General features: G+C 44.8%; 15 protein-coding genes and 1 other annotated feature. Of the genes, 12 read left to right on the top strand and 3 right to left on the bottom strand.

The features are described 5' to 3' along the window. The first annotated feature begins 16 nt into the window (after positions 1-16). Genes ABIA61_RS00900 through ABIA61_RS00915 form a run of 4 tightly spaced genes read left to right on the top strand, consistent with a single transcriptional unit; the run spans position 17 to position 2,104 of the window. Positions 17-598, top strand: coding sequence for a TetR/AcrR family transcriptional regulator (locus ABIA61_RS00900; RefSeq protein WP_137062591.1), 582 nt, complete (start codon positions 17-19; stop codon positions 596-598). Between the two features lie 51 nt (positions 599-649). Beyond that, on the top strand, positions 650-1,381 hold the full coding sequence (locus tag ABIA61_RS00905) for an SDR family NAD(P)-dependent oxidoreductase (protein ID WP_137062592.1): 732 nt from the start codon (positions 650-652) through the stop codon (positions 1,379-1,381). After that, entirely contained in the window at positions 1,378-1,515 is a 138-nt protein-coding gene (locus ABIA61_RS00910) for a hypothetical protein (RefSeq protein ID WP_170970824.1), read from the top strand. Before ABIA61_RS00905 ends, ABIA61_RS00910 begins: the two co-directional genes overlap by 4 nt. A gap of 34 nt (positions 1,516-1,549) precedes the next feature. Beyond that, positions 1,550-2,104: a GrpB family protein gene (locus ABIA61_RS00915; protein WP_192511246.1), complete on the top strand. Its 555-nt coding sequence runs from the start codon at positions 1,550-1,552 to the stop codon at positions 2,102-2,104. A 3-nt stretch (positions 2,105-2,107) separates the two neighbouring features. Here ABIA61_RS00915 and ABIA61_RS00920 read toward each other — a convergent pair whose 3' ends face one another. Beyond that, positions 2,108-2,431 (bottom strand): iron-sulfur cluster biosynthesis family protein, encoded by a 324-nt coding sequence (locus tag ABIA61_RS00920; RefSeq protein ID WP_283655513.1) that lies wholly within the window; start codon positions 2,429-2,431, stop codon positions 2,108-2,110. 73 nt (positions 2,432-2,504) lie between these two features. Between ABIA61_RS00920 and ABIA61_RS00925 the strand changes: the two genes are divergently transcribed. Next, the gene (locus tag ABIA61_RS00925) at positions 2,505-2,891 is read left to right on the top strand and encodes an NUDIX hydrolase (protein WP_283655514.1); all 387 of its coding nucleotides are present in this window, start codon (positions 2,505-2,507) and stop codon (positions 2,889-2,891) included. Between the two features lie 32 nt (positions 2,892-2,923). Here ABIA61_RS00925 and ABIA61_RS00930 read toward each other — a convergent pair whose 3' ends face one another. Beyond that, a complete protein-coding gene (locus ABIA61_RS00930) occupies positions 2,924-4,108 on the bottom strand; it encodes an aminotransferase class I/II-fold pyridoxal phosphate-dependent enzyme (protein ID WP_404580198.1) in 1,185 nt (394 codons plus the stop codon). Positions 4,109-4,151: 43 nt separating this feature from the next. Further along, positions 4,152-4,390 (bottom strand) — a binding site (T-box leader). Between the two features lie 192 nt (positions 4,391-4,582). Between ABIA61_RS00930 and ABIA61_RS00935 the strand changes: the two genes are divergently transcribed. Together ABIA61_RS00935 and ABIA61_RS00940 are read left to right on the top strand one after the other, a co-directional pair. Continuing rightward, the gene (locus ABIA61_RS00935) at positions 4,583-5,188 is read left to right on the top strand and encodes a DUF1349 domain-containing protein (RefSeq protein ID WP_283655516.1); all 606 of its coding nucleotides are present in this window, start codon (positions 4,583-4,585) and stop codon (positions 5,186-5,188) included. Between the two features lie 81 nt (positions 5,189-5,269). Further along, a complete protein-coding gene (locus ABIA61_RS00940; protein ID WP_283655517.1) occupies positions 5,270-5,980 on the top strand; it encodes a DUF1361 domain-containing protein in 711 nt (236 codons plus the stop codon). A gap of 57 nt (positions 5,981-6,037) precedes the next feature. Here the strand turns inward: ABIA61_RS00940 and ABIA61_RS00945 are convergent, their stop codons facing one another. Then, a complete protein-coding gene (locus tag ABIA61_RS00945; RefSeq protein WP_283655518.1) occupies positions 6,038-6,967 on the bottom strand; it encodes an ArsR/SmtB family transcription factor in 930 nt (309 codons plus the stop codon). A gap of 510 nt (positions 6,968-7,477) precedes the next feature. Between ABIA61_RS00945 and ABIA61_RS00950 the strand changes: the two genes are divergently transcribed. From ABIA61_RS00950 to ABIA61_RS00970, 5 genes are all read left to right on the top strand, one after another. Continuing rightward, a complete protein-coding gene (locus ABIA61_RS00950; RefSeq protein ID WP_283655519.1) occupies positions 7,478-8,821 on the top strand; it encodes an ABC transporter substrate-binding protein in 1,344 nt (447 codons plus the stop codon). A gap of 91 nt (positions 8,822-8,912) precedes the next feature. Continuing rightward, positions 8,913-9,803, top strand: coding sequence for a carbohydrate ABC transporter permease (locus tag ABIA61_RS00955; protein ID WP_044646978.1), 891 nt, complete (start codon positions 8,913-8,915; stop codon positions 9,801-9,803). Between the two features lie 27 nt (positions 9,804-9,830). Beyond that, complete coding sequence (locus ABIA61_RS00960) at positions 9,831-10,673, top strand: carbohydrate ABC transporter permease (RefSeq protein WP_044646977.1); 843 nt, start codon at positions 9,831-9,833, stop codon at positions 10,671-10,673. Between the two features lie 88 nt (positions 10,674-10,761). Beyond that, positions 10,762-12,147 (top strand): arabinan endo-1,5-alpha-L-arabinosidase, encoded by a 1,386-nt coding sequence (locus tag ABIA61_RS00965; RefSeq protein WP_404580199.1) that lies wholly within the window; start codon positions 10,762-10,764, stop codon positions 12,145-12,147. 41 nt (positions 12,148-12,188) lie between these two features. Beyond that, positions 12,189-13,160 (top strand): glycoside hydrolase family 43 protein, encoded by a 972-nt coding sequence (locus ABIA61_RS00970; RefSeq protein ID WP_404580200.1) that lies wholly within the window; start codon positions 12,189-12,191, stop codon positions 13,158-13,160. The last annotated feature ends 82 nt before the right edge of the window (positions 13,161-13,242 follow it).

Raw genomic sequence — 13,242 nt, forward strand, 5'->3', positions numbered from 1 at the left:
AAAGAAGGGGTTATTTATGGTTCGACCACGGGAATTTGATGAGGAAAAGGCATTGGATGCAGCGATGCAACTTTTTTGGGAAAAAGGGTTCGAGGCTACGTCTTTAAGCGATTTAACCTCCAAAATGGGAATTCAGCGCCCCAGTATTTATGCTGCCTTTGGGGATAAAAAGCAATTATTCGAAGCCGCGCTGCGCAAATACACACAATCCCACGCTGCTAATGTACGGTCCAGACTGCTAAGTAGTGCTTCTGTCAAAGAAGCAATTTGCAATTTTTTTGAAGGGGTAGTGGCAGAAGAATATGATGAAGGCCCTAACCTGGGGTGCTTTTGCATCAATACGATGGTAGAATTGGCCCCACATGATGAGAAGTTTGAAATTTTGACGAGGGAACATCAGATGTATCTTTCTACTGTATTTCAAGAAACCATCGAGCGTGGTATACGGTCAGGGGAGCTTGAGGCTACTACGGACGCGCGAGCTTTGGCTCATACGATGATCTCGTTGTTAATCGGGATTACCGTAATGATGAAGTCACGTCCGGAGCGTTCTTTTGTGGATCATGCGGTTGCGACTACACTTATGTTATTGAAGTGACTATTTCATTTTGAATAAAACTATATTACCGAACGAGAGAGGGGTTCTTCATTGCTTAATACAATGAAAGTTATAATAACAGGCGCTGCTTCCGGCATTGGAAAGGAAATTACTCAGCAATGTTTAAGGGAAGGTGCAAGTGTTATTGCGTGTGATATGAATAAACATTCTTTAAATGAACTTGAGGCTGAACTGAAATCACCAAGTTTGTACACCTATCTGATAGATATAAGTAACTATACGGAAGTAACTCATTTCTTTACATACATTAAGGAAGAACATACGGACATAACAGCTTTAGTCAATAATGCAGGTGTTTATAGAGGAAAGAGTATACTCGACTATCGTATGGAAGAAATAGAGCAGGTGCTGGACATAAATATTAAGGGATGTGTGTATTTCTCGCAATTTTTTGGAAAGTTCATGGTTGAGAAGAAGCATCAGGGGATTATCGTAAATATGTCTTCTGTTTCTGGAATGGAAGGAAGCTCGGATGCGATCTATGGATTATCAAAAGCTGCAATATTGGGCTTTACTAAAAGCTGTGCCATGAATTTTTCACCTTATGTAAGAGTTAATGCTGTGGCACCAACGATGGTAAGTACTCCAATGATGGATCATATTCCTGAATGGAGAAAGGAGGAATATACAAATCATCAGCTAATTCCAGAGCCTTTAAATGCAGAAGATGTTGCTTATACTGTCCTGTTTCTGCTATCGGAAAGATCCAGACATTATACGGGAGCGACCTTTGATATTAATAATGGGTGTTATCTAAGATGATTTTTAATCGTAAACATAAATTTCAAAGAAGTAAGGATGGACTTTTTGTTTGTTTTGATGCGGATAATGCTCAGTTATACAGCCGTAAGTTGCAAGATGAAGTAAAGGATATTAAAAAAGATACGGTTGAATGAGAGAATGCATGAGTGGAGATAAGGAGGATAAGGTATGCATGAGGAGCAAAATCAGGAACATTGGCCAGTGTGGGCTACGGAGCCTGTAAAAATAGTGAATCCTGATCCTGACTGGTCAGAGCAGGGCTTGCAGGTTATTCACGAGTTGCGGGAGCTGCTACTGCCGTTTAAGGTGACGGAAATGGAGCACATAGGAAGCACGGCAATTCCCAATCTTTCCGCCAAGCCCATTATAGACATTATGGCAAAATTGGAATCCTGGGATAGGCTGGAACAGATTGTATCTGCTTTGCAACCAGCAGGTTGGAGCTATGTTCCGCCTGAGCTGGATGGTCGGGAATGGAGAAGATTTTTGGTTAAAGTGGAACAGGATCAAAGAAAGGGACATCTGCATCTCATGCTGGAACATGAGGAGCATTGGGATCAACAATTGTTGTTTCGGAACCGTCTTCGTGAACGGCCTGAGCTGGTTCAGCAATATGATGCATTAAAAAGGAAGCTGGCGATGGAAAATCAGCATGATCGTGAAGCGTACACGGACGCTAAAACCGATTTTGTGCAAAACGTTCTGGATGCCGGACCATCCTAAAGATTAGGACGGCCGGACATCCCGGGTTTTCACATTGTTACTATAGAAGGTAGAATCGCTGGATAGTTTATAGGAAGGGAACTTCTCGTCTGCATCAAGGCGCATGGATTCCTCAAAATAAATCCCCTGCTGGCCGCTAACGAGAAAAGGCAAGCTGCCCGCCTGTACTTCTATATCGCCGTTGTCGGGTGCGCTGACGCTCTTGAGCACCGTAATACCATCACAGCCGCAGCCCTCTGTGTCGTAAAAAAGCTTGATATAGCCCGGTTGATCGCCGAGAATTTGTGTAAGCCGCTGCTCAGCCAGTGGGCTGATTTGAATGTTCATGGTGTCATTCCGCTCCTTTATGTCGAATAGGTCATTACTGATAAATAAAATCCCGAGGGATTGGCTTGTATTCATGTATAAGCATACGCCGTTCACCCGATTGAAAAATGCATTGGTGTATCGGGCGCAACACAAATTTCTGATTGCTGTGTTGGGCATTTTTACGAATGATGCCGGGGAAGTGCTACTATTAAAGCACGTATACCTGAAGCAGCTGGAAGCCGCACTGCAGCGTGAAGTCAAGGAAGAAACCGGGCTGGAGGTAGAGATCACCTCACTGGCGCGAGCCAGATTTGGCCAGACGCCGAACCGCGTGGATCTTATTTTTACAGGCCGCGTTATTCCCGGTACTTTCCGACCAATCTCCGAAATCTCCGACATTTGTTATTGCCGTGTAGGGGAATGGCCGGAAGGTTTGCCAGCACACCAGAAAAAGCTTATTCAGGAGCTGCTGAAGTAGTTTTTATCCAGTGTTCATATATGAAGGGCTGATTACAGACGTTTCAAGAATACACTGATGCGCTCCAAGGCGATTTCCAGTTGTTCCTGTGACGATGCGTACGAGCAGCGAATAAAGCCTTCGCCGCCCGGTCCGAATGCGGAGCCGGGTACGGTAATGACACCCTCTTCTTCCAGTAACCGCTTGGCAAACTGCTCTGAGCTTAAGCCCGTGTGTGTAATGGATGGAAAAGCGTAGAAGGCACCGTTCGGTTCATGGCACGGCAGTCCTGTCTGACGCAAGCTTTCAACAAACCATTTTCTGCGCAGATTGTACGATTCCATCATGCGGTCTTTTTCCTCCAGCCCATGGCGCAGGGACTCAATAGCGGCAATTTGCCCGATAATAGGAGCGCACATAACGGTATATTGATGGATTTTCAGCATGGCTGAAATCAGCTCCTGCGGGCCGCATACATAGCCGACTCTCCAACCCGTCATCGCAAAGGCTTTGGAAAAGCCGCTGATGAGCAGGGTTCGTTCTTTCATGCCCGGCAAAGCGGCGAAGCTTACATGCTTCTGTCCATAGGTCAGCTCACCATAAATTTCATCGGAGATCACGACTAGATTATGCTCCTCCACCAAGCGGGCAATCGGTAGCCAGTCCTCATAAGTCATTACTCCACCTGTCGGATTGTTCGGATAACAGAGAATAAGCACTTTGGATCGTGGAGTCAGCTTGGCTTTGAGCGCTTCAGCCGTCAGCTTGAACTGCTGATCAGCAGAGGTTTCAACCGTTACCGTATGCCCTCCATTCAGGAACGTGATCGGTGAATACGAAATATAGCAGGGAGCCGGAATGAGAATTTCATCGTGCTCCGTAATCAGGGCGCGGAGCGCCAAATCCAGCGCTTCACTGCTACCGATTGTTACCATGATTTCATTTGCCGGATTGTAGGACGTGTTAAAGTTGCTCTCCAGATACCCGGCAATCTCCTCACGCAGCTCGGGAAGGCCAGCATTCGGTGTGTACGAGGTCTTGCCATTTTCCAGTGCTGTGATACAAGCCTTTCTGACATGTTGAGGGGTCACAAAGTCCGGTTCGCCAACACCAAGCGAAACGATATCTTTTCTGCCCGTACTATATTCAAAAAACTTACGGATGCCTGAAGGCGGCATTTCCCGTACAGCTGGAATCAAAAAATCGCTTATAGATACTGTGGTCGATACGTTCGTCATATTGATTTCCTCCTTTTTGAAAAACAAAAAAAACCCGCCCCTGTAAAGGGACGAGTTTACACCCGTGTTACCACCCTAGTTTCATTCCATAAGAAATGACACTCTGTTCACGTATCCATCAATACGTGTTCCGGTTAACGCTGGAAAGGCGGCAGAGCTTACTTCAGGTTCAGCCTGCTTCTCGGAGATGGCGTTCAGCTACCCTCGGAATGTTGGCTTTCACCTGCCCCAACTCTCTGCAAATCCGCTGTATAGCTTACTCGTTCTCGTCATTGAAATTTGTTGCCGTATCAAGTTAGGTGTAATTATAAGCACAACATTTCAGGATGGCAAGTCTTTTTTTATAAATTTTAAAGACAGGAGCTTCATCATTGACGACTGGAAGATAACGTATATAGTGGTATCAAGGGGGATTGTCCCCCAAATTTCACTGTGCTATTTGCACTATATTGGCTAGAGAGGGATGGTGTCCATATGAACGTATTTGAACGCTTTAACGGCAAGGTTTTGCCTACGGGATGGGGCTGGATCAACGAACCGACTGTATGGAGATTCGATGAATCCAAGAATTTACAGGTATCTGCACCTTCACAGGCGGATTTCTTTAGAGATCCGTCCGGCGCAGCGATAAAATCGTCTGCACCCTTTTTGCATACAACGCTTCAAGGTGATTTTACAATATGGACGAGGGTTCGTGTCGATATGAAGCAGCCTTATGATTCAGGATGCTTGATGATTATGGCGGATGATACCCATTGGGCCAAGCTATGCTTTGAATATTTTGAAAGCACTCCCTCTATTCTTAGTGTGGTCACACGGGATACATCCGATGATTGTATATCTGGGACGATGGACGTTTCCAATCCGTATTTGCGAGTGGCAAAAGCCGGAAATTGCTTTGCCTTTCATTATTCATCAGACGGGCAGCAATGGAAGTTGGCGAGATATTTTGGCATGGATGTTCCAAACGAGCTAAAGGTTGGGGTCGTTGCACAATCTCCGGTCGGAGAAGGTTGTGATGTTACTTTTGATGCCTTGACTGTGGAGAATCACGTAACCGGGGACATACGAACTGTGTAATAAACGGAGTGAGCATTTCTATAAACAAGTATGCCAGCCTGACGTATATACGTATATTCAGGCAGGGGGCTGGACAAGGGTTTGTTGTTTAAAGGAAAGAGATATAAGCTGCCCGGCTTATTGGGTGTACTGCTTGTAGCTACGTTGGGATGTTATGGGCTTATTATGTATGTGCAGTCCACAAGTGGGACGAAAATGTATCAATTTTTGTACTGGGATATATTTCTGGCATGGATTCCAGTCTTGATTTCTCTGGGAATGCTCGCCTTATCCAGGCTGGGAAACATAAAAGTGAGAAGGCTTTTTTTATTAATTGCCGGAGTCGTATGGCTGTTTTTTCTGCCGAATGCGCTGTATTTGCTGACTGAATTACTGCATGCATTCCGTTTTTATGATGTGAATCCTGACTCGCGTTTTTGGCTGAATACTCAATTTTGGTTGATCTTATTTACGTCTTTTTCGGCAGCAGGGATTGGTCTTTTTCTTACTTCCATTTGTATATTTACGATCCACCGTATGCTGCAAGAGGTTTGTTCCAGCTGGCTTGCGTGGGCTATCGTTTTTATGTTCCTGTGGCTGTCCAGTGTAGGTGTCTATATCGGCAGATTTGCTCGCTGGAATAGCTGGGATGTGGCGTTGCAACCCATGGTGATCGTGATGAATGTTTGGAAATGGGTGGTACATGCCGGAGCAAGGCTTCATTTGTTGTCTTTTAGCTGGCTGGTGTTTGGAATCGCGGTCATTTTTTATCTGTTGATCTATATCTCTTTAAGTGAGGAGAAGCACGCTTAGGCCGAGGATACGTATTCCATGAATACGGGCTTCGGCCTTTTTACATATGGGAAGCCATCAGCTATAGTTGGCCTCCCCGTGTTCTTCATAAAGCACACGCACCAGCAGATCCTGACTGAAATTGCCGAATCTTTTGCCGAAAATGGTGAGACCCCCTTTGTTCTCCGACTGATCGGATACGGATAAGCGTAGTGTAATATCGCTTTTATAGTTAAGCCCAATATCGTCTATTGTGACTTCTGATATACGGCACCCGTCAATGAAGCTTCCATGTTGATTGATGCGAATTAATTTGAGCATGCCATATTGATTCAAATGCGGTGGCCACCAATCGGGATTCAGAACCCCCGGTACTTCTCCAAAATCTCCGGCGCTAGTCCAGTGACCAATCGGGATGCCGTTGACATGAAAACAAATGTCGGAAGGATATACCTCACAATAACCCGGTGCTTCTGAGCCCAGCTCTGCGGAAAATTGAATTTCGGTAAAGGATTGATTCTCTTTCAGATAGTTGGGAATCCGATATTCCAGAAAACCATCTGCCATCCAGATCATTTCCGAGTCCAGCCGCCCGGGATCTGCAAAATAGCGGGGATCATCAAAATCACCAATAATGCTGTCTCTGGTCACCAAGCCACAGGTAGGTACTGCCTGGTAATTACTATAATGACCGATGCGAATTTCAACCTCGTACACATTTTTCTGCTCTCTGCTACGCAAGTCCACCATCAGTTTTTCCTTGTTCAGATAGCACATTTTTCGGGTACCATGCTTGCCGCTTACTGTATTGATCTCGACAAGGCCACATTCCTCCAGCTTACGAATATGCATCGTAATCGTACCGTTGCTCAGATCAAGCCTGTTAGCGATGTCATTCATACTTTGTCCTTGATGGGCGGCGAGCAATTCCAAAATTTGAATGCGTATTTCCGAGCCGAGCGCTTTGAAAATGTCTAGCCCTGACATTAAGTCCTTAATATAAATCATAGCTATAGACCTTCCTTATCTATAAAAAATGTAATGTAAGCGCTTATATATTTGTTTTGATTTATGTTAAAATAAAATCAGAAAGAAGTAAACCGCTTTGCTGTAAATTATTTTTACAAAAATAAAAAGGGGAGTGAAACGAAACTCAGAATTGATTTTTCACCTAAATAAAATCGCATTTAAGTTTATTTACTCTAAATTCTTCAATAAAATAACTTAAATACGATTTTATTTCGTTTTTCATGCTATTTAATTCTATACTTTATATTTATTTAAAAAGATTTATAAATGCATTGACGAACTGTAGAATGCCGTGCTATATTTTGTTTGTAAACGAATTCATTATTGATAAAGTAAAATGTTAATTATATGGCACATGAGAGGGATGATGATCACAGGCTGGAGTGAACAGCAGATGATGTACCGTACAGATGAATATAGGCCAAGTGGTATAAGTTTATTTCAACACTATATGTATGCGGTTTCATTTCAATTCTAGGAGGGGTCGCGTTGATAAAGAAAAAAGGTTTTGCAATGACAATGGTTGTGCTGTTGTTGATGGTTGCTGCACTGGCTGGCTGTAGTGGAGGAAGCTCCAGTAGTGATGGAAGCAAGGAGCTGACGTTCATGTTCCGTGGTGGTACGGATGAGCAGAAGGCTTATAAGGAAGTTATCAAGAAATTTGAAGAGGAACATCCTGGCGTGAAGGTTAAAATGGTCGTGACGGCAGCAGATCAATATGCTACAAAGCTTAGAGCTGCGATTACAGGAAATAATCTTCCAGATATCTTTTATTTTGCCCCTGGAGATTTGAAAGCTTATGTAAATAGTGGGGTGCTGAAGGATCTTACACCTTACATTGAGAAGAACAAGGATATAAAGCTGGATAACATTTGGAAATACGGTGTGGATTTGTATCGATATGACGGTAAAATGGCTGGCCAAGGAAATATTTACGGTATGCCAAAGGACTTGGGTCCATTCGCCTTGGGTTATAACAAAACCATGTTTGAAAAAGCAGGCGTTCCGTTACCTGATAAAGACAAACCGTATACATGGGATGAGTTTATCAAGGTCAGCCAAGAGCTGACAAAAGATACGAATGGTGATGGCAAACCGGATCAGTATGGTACAGGTTTTAACGTTCAGTGGGCATTGCAAGCCTTCGTATGGAGCAATGGTGCGGATTGGTTGGATGAGAGCAAAACGAAAGTAACGATTGATGATCCTAAATTTGCGGAAGCGCTTCAATACTTTGCTGATATGCAAAACAAATATAAGATTACGCCTGGTATTGAACAGTCACAAACACTGGACACCTATCAACGCTGGATGAAGGGCGAAATGGCATTCTTCCCGGTAGGTCCTTGGGATATGAGTACATTTGAAAAACTGCCATTTGAATATGATCTGTTGCCATTCCCGGCAGGATCGACTGGCAAATCGGCAACATGGATTGGTTCTCTGGGTATTGGTGTTTCCTCTAAAACAAAGTACCCGGATGAAGCTGTAGAACTGGTCAACTATCTGACGACTTCCAAAGAAGGAATGAAGCAGCTTGTAGATGCCAAGGTACAAATTCCGAATCTGTTAGATATGGCAGATGAGTGGTCCAAAGATACGAAAACCAAGCCTAACAATAAACAGGAATTCATTGATATTGTGAATGACTATGGACGCTCATTACCAGGCAACTATACGTATAACGCAGAATGGTACGATATTTTCTTCACCGATATTCAGCCTGTGCTGGACGGAAAAATTACGGCAGCGGATTATGTGAAGCAGGAGCAACCGAAGATGCAGAAACTGCTGGATAAAGCGGTGGAGCAAGAGAAAAAATCACAGAAATAGTACGTAAATAGCGGATAGAGGATGATGTTAGTGGCTGATATCATGCTGCTGGCATCATCTTCATTCCAAATTAGAAACAGAGGTGAGCCCTGTGATAACCAAATCTAATCTCTATCGCAAAGAGAAAATATATGGATATTTATTTATCCTTCCTCCTATTCTCGGTTTGCTAATCTTTACGTTGTTCCCGTTTGTCTATTCGTTATACGGCTCTTTTACAGACTGGGACGGATTGGGACAAATGAACTTTATTGGTCTCGATAATTTTAAAGATTTATTTACCGATGAACTCTTTTACAAATCGATGTACAATACTCTTTTCTTAATGCTGGGTATTCCAATCGGTCTTTTGTTAGCTTTGCTGCTGGCACTGGGGTTGAATCGCAAGATTCCGGGCACGACAACGTTTCGTGTGATCTACTATATTCCGGTTATTTCTTCTTTGGCTGCTGTTTCTATTATGTGGAACTGGGCATACAACGGAGACTACGGTCTGGTGAACCAATTCCTCGAATTGTTCGGTATTAAAGGTCCCAATTGGCTGATGGATAAGGATACGGTTAAGCCTGCCTTGATCCTTATGACGGTCTGGAAGGGTCTTGGCTACACGATGTTACTGTATTTGGCAGCCCTGCAAAGTGTATCTCGCTCTTACTATGAAGCAGCAGAGCTGGATGGAGCTAGCGGATTCCAAATGTTCCGCAACATTACATGGCCAATGGTGAAACCAGTGACCTTTTTCCTGGTCGTAACCAATATCATTGGCGGTTCACAAATCTTTACTGAAATGAACATTATGACTCCTACAGGGGGACCGGAATACTCATCCGCCTCAATCGTCTTCTATATTTGGGATAAGGCATTTAAAAACCTGCAAATGGGATATGCCTCCGCGATGGCTATGATTCTTGGCATCTTCATTTTTATCGTAACTTTGATTCAATTCAAAATGAATGAAAAATCGTCCTTTGATGGGGATTGATTTTCGCGGAAAGGAGTGAGTCTGATTATGTCCCATAGTCAAAGAACGAAAGTTACCAATATCATTATTTTTATTGCACTGGCGATTGGAGCGATTGCGATGATCGCGCCGCTGCTGTGGATGCTGTCCACTTCGGTGAAAGAAAAGCAGGATGTCTTTGCTCTTCCACCGGTATGGATACCAGAGGTGTTCCAGTTTAGCAAGTACAAGGAAATCTGGGAAGCGGGACCTTTGTTAAGCGGGATCAAGAACAGCGTGATTGTGGCTGTAAGTGTTACCGTTGTGGGTACCTTTACATCCAGTGTGGCTGCTTTTGCATTTGCAAAGCTGAGATTCCCTCATAAAAATAAACTGTTTCTTTTACTCATCGCATCGATGATGATTCCATACCCAACGGTTATGATTCCACAGTTTATGATGTTTTCCAAGCTCGGTTGGGTAGATACACTCTTGCCTCTGATCGTTCCAGGTTTGTTCGGGAATGTGGTTATGATCTTTTTCCTGCGGCAGTATTTGCTCAGTGTACCGGATGCCATTATCGAAGCAGCTAAAATTGACGGAAGCTCTTATTTCCGACTGTATTCGTCCATTACATTCCCGCTTATTAAGCCAGCAGTAGCGGCACAGCTTATTTTATGGTTCATGGGAATTTGGAACGATTATTTGGCACCGATTATTTACTTGAATTCACCGGAAACGCAGACGTTGCAGTTGGTCATAGCGAACTTTAATGCGACCTATGCCATTCAGACGGATTATCCGCTCATTATGGCAGCTTCCATAGTCGCTTTGTTACCTGTGCTGATTATATTCCTGATCTTCCAGAAACAGATTATTGAGTCGGTTGCTATTTCCGGTGTCAAAGGTTAAGTGTAGCCACTGGAGGGCACGGATGAATGATGCAAGGCAATCACAATATGTAATGGTAAATGGTAAAGGAAGGAGGAGAACAACAGTTATGGTGATGCTGCTTATGCTGGGCCTATCCGGCTGTGGGGATAATACCCCGGACCCTGTGTATCCGCAGGCTCCGCCTCCCGATCACTTGTATGATCAAAGTACGATAAATGATGAGCAGCGCTGGACGATTAATAATGCGCATGATCCTGCGATTATCAAAACAGATCAGGGCTATTATGTATATTCCACGGATGTAAAGGCAGGTGGAGAGCTGAGACCGGGGGTCATGGTACGTAAATCGACCGACCTGATTCACTGGAACTGGGTGCAGTATGCACTGCCCGGCATTCCAAAGGAAGCGGGGGCATGGTCATCAGCAACCAATCTGTGGGCACCGGACGTTATTAAAATGGGTGATGCCTATCGGATGTATTATTCAGCCTCCACCTTCGGTAGCACACGGTCAGCAATCGGATTGCAGACATCCAGCTCGCCGGAAGGCCCGTGGAAGGATGAAGGGCTGGTCGTTAAAACGAAGGAGCATGATAAGCTGAATGCGATTGATGCCAATCCGGTGCTGGATGCGGAGGGGAATCCGTGGATGGTGTACGGCTCGTTTTTTGGAGGCATTTATATTACGCCACTTGATCCCCAGACTGGAAAGCTGAAGGAGTCCGGCTACGGCAAAAATATTGCCGCCAGAGATCGGGCAACAGAGGACGGTGCTGTGGAAGGGCCGTACATTGTGTACAATCCCGCATTCCGCAAATATTACTTGTTTGTCTCATATGATTCTTTGTTCGAGGACTACAATGTACGCGTTGCCCGCTCGGATTCGATCACAGGGCCGTATGTGGATATCAATGGACATGATATGGCAGATACCAGCTACTTGCCCCAATATGAGATCGGGAACAAGGTATTGGGTGGTTATCGGTTCAGCGAAGGAGAAGGCTGGGTTGCGCCAGGTCACAATTCCGTTCTGAAGGACGGAGAGGATTATTATATCGTGCATCATGCACGGGGAGAAACGGATAAGAGCTGGCCGTATCTGCATGTACGCAAAATATTATGGACCGTTGAGGGCTGGCCTGTCGTATCGCCGGAACGGTATGCGGGCGAGCAGGAGCAGGATATACCTAAAAGATTATTACCCGGCAGTTGGGAACGCATCGTGATGAAGCAGGAAGTGGACGGTCAAGTGGAAGCTGAACCGCTTCGGCTGGAAGATGGAGGTCGGGCAATCAGCGGAACGCTTGAAGGCCAGTGGAGCTTTGACGGCAAGCGTACTTTAACACTGGATTGGAGCGATACATCCGAAAGGACCAAGGAACAACTAGTATTGCTTCCTTCATGGGATTGGGAGCTGGGTCGCCAAACTTTAATTTTTACGGGTATGGACGACAAGGGAGTTTCCATTTGGGGTAAGCGTATCGGCGATTAATTGTATGAACTTACATACTACACATAGAGGAGAGAAGAACCATGAATCAAAATGTACCTTTCATTAATCCGGTCATTGAGCAACGGGCAGACCCTTGGATTTACAAGCATAGTGACGGTTACTATTACTTTACCGGATCTGTACCGGAGTATGACCGCATTGAGGTTCGGCGGGCACATACCATTCAGGGCTTAAATACAGCAGAGCCTGTTGCCGTGTGGCACAAATATGAAACAGGCCCATTAAGCGCCAACATTTGGGCACCGGAAATTCATTTTATTGATGGCAAATGGTACATTTATTTTGCAGCAGCTCGCACCACAGAAACGAAGGAAGGTTTGTTCGACCACCGGATGTTCGTGCTGGAAAATGCTTCGGCCAACCCGCTGGAAGGAGAATGGGTGGAAAAGGGGCAGATTAAAACCCGTTGGGAAACGTTCGCGCTGGATGCCACAACCTTCCAGCATCATGGAGTTCTGTATTATGTGTGGGCCCAGAAGGACCCGGACATCGTCGGTAATTCCAATCTGTACATTTCTGAAATGAGCAATCCGTGGACGCTACGCGGTGAGCAGGTGATGATCACTACCCCTGAATATGATTGGGAAGTCATCGGTTTTAAGGTGAATGAAGGAGCGGCAGTTCTGAAACGAAACGGACGAATCTTTATCAGCTATTCAGCCAGCGCCACAGACTATAATTATTGCATGGGGCTGCTGACAGCGGACGAGAATGCAGACTTGCTCGACCCGAAATCATGGACGAAATCGCCTGAGCCGGTATTCTGCACGAATGAGGAAACGGGCCAATTTGGACCCGGTCATAACAGCTTTACGGTTGGGGCTGACGGTAATGACGTCATCGTGTATCATGCACGGAATTACAAGGAGATTACGGGTGACCCGTTGTATGACCCGAATCGCCATACACGTGTTCAGCCGTTGAACTGGCATGAGGACGGGACGCCTGATTTTGGCATTCCTGTACCGGATGGAGTTCCTGCTGGTAAATAAGCGATACGAATGTTGTAGATGGTTCATGTGTTGCACAGCAATACTGTAGCTTTCTAAATAGAGTAGGAATTATAATTTACTA

The sequence above is a fragment of the Paenibacillus sp. RC21 genome (assembly GCF_044907935.1).
Taxonomy (GTDB): Bacteria; Bacillota; Bacilli; order Paenibacillales; family Paenibacillaceae; genus Paenibacillus; species Paenibacillus terrae_A.

Coding starts and splice junctions, on each gene's coding strand:
- ABIA61_RS00900 (WP_137062591.1), top strand. CDS start 17: ATGGTTCGACCACGGGAATTTGATGAGGAAAAGGCATTGGATGCAGCG.
- ABIA61_RS00910 (WP_170970824.1), top strand. CDS start 1,378: ATGATTTTTAATCGTAAACATAAATTTCAAAGAAGTAAGGATGGACTT.
- ABIA61_RS00915 (WP_192511246.1), top strand. CDS start 1,550: ATGCATGAGGAGCAAAATCAGGAACATTGGCCAGTGTGGGCTACGGAG.
- ABIA61_RS00920 (WP_283655513.1), bottom strand. CDS start 2,431: ATGAACATTCAAATCAGCCCACTGGCTGAGCAGCGGCTTACACAAATT.
- ABIA61_RS00925 (WP_283655514.1), top strand. CDS start 2,505: ATGTATAAGCATACGCCGTTCACCCGATTGAAAAATGCATTGGTGTAT.
- ABIA61_RS00930 (WP_404580198.1), bottom strand. CDS start 4,108: ATGACGAACGTATCGACCACAGTATCTATAAGCGATTTTTTGATTCCA.
- ABIA61_RS00935 (WP_283655516.1), top strand. CDS start 4,583: ATGAACGTATTTGAACGCTTTAACGGCAAGGTTTTGCCTACGGGATGG.
- ABIA61_RS00945 (WP_283655518.1), bottom strand. CDS start 6,967: ATGATTTATATTAAGGACTTAATGTCAGGGCTAGACATTTTCAAAGCG.
- ABIA61_RS00960 (WP_044646977.1), top strand. CDS start 9,831: ATGTCCCATAGTCAAAGAACGAAAGTTACCAATATCATTATTTTTATT.
- ABIA61_RS00965 (WP_404580199.1), top strand. CDS start 10,762: ATGGTGATGCTGCTTATGCTGGGCCTATCCGGCTGTGGGGATAATACC.
- ABIA61_RS00970 (WP_404580200.1), top strand. CDS start 12,189: ATGAATCAAAATGTACCTTTCATTAATCCGGTCATTGAGCAACGGGCA.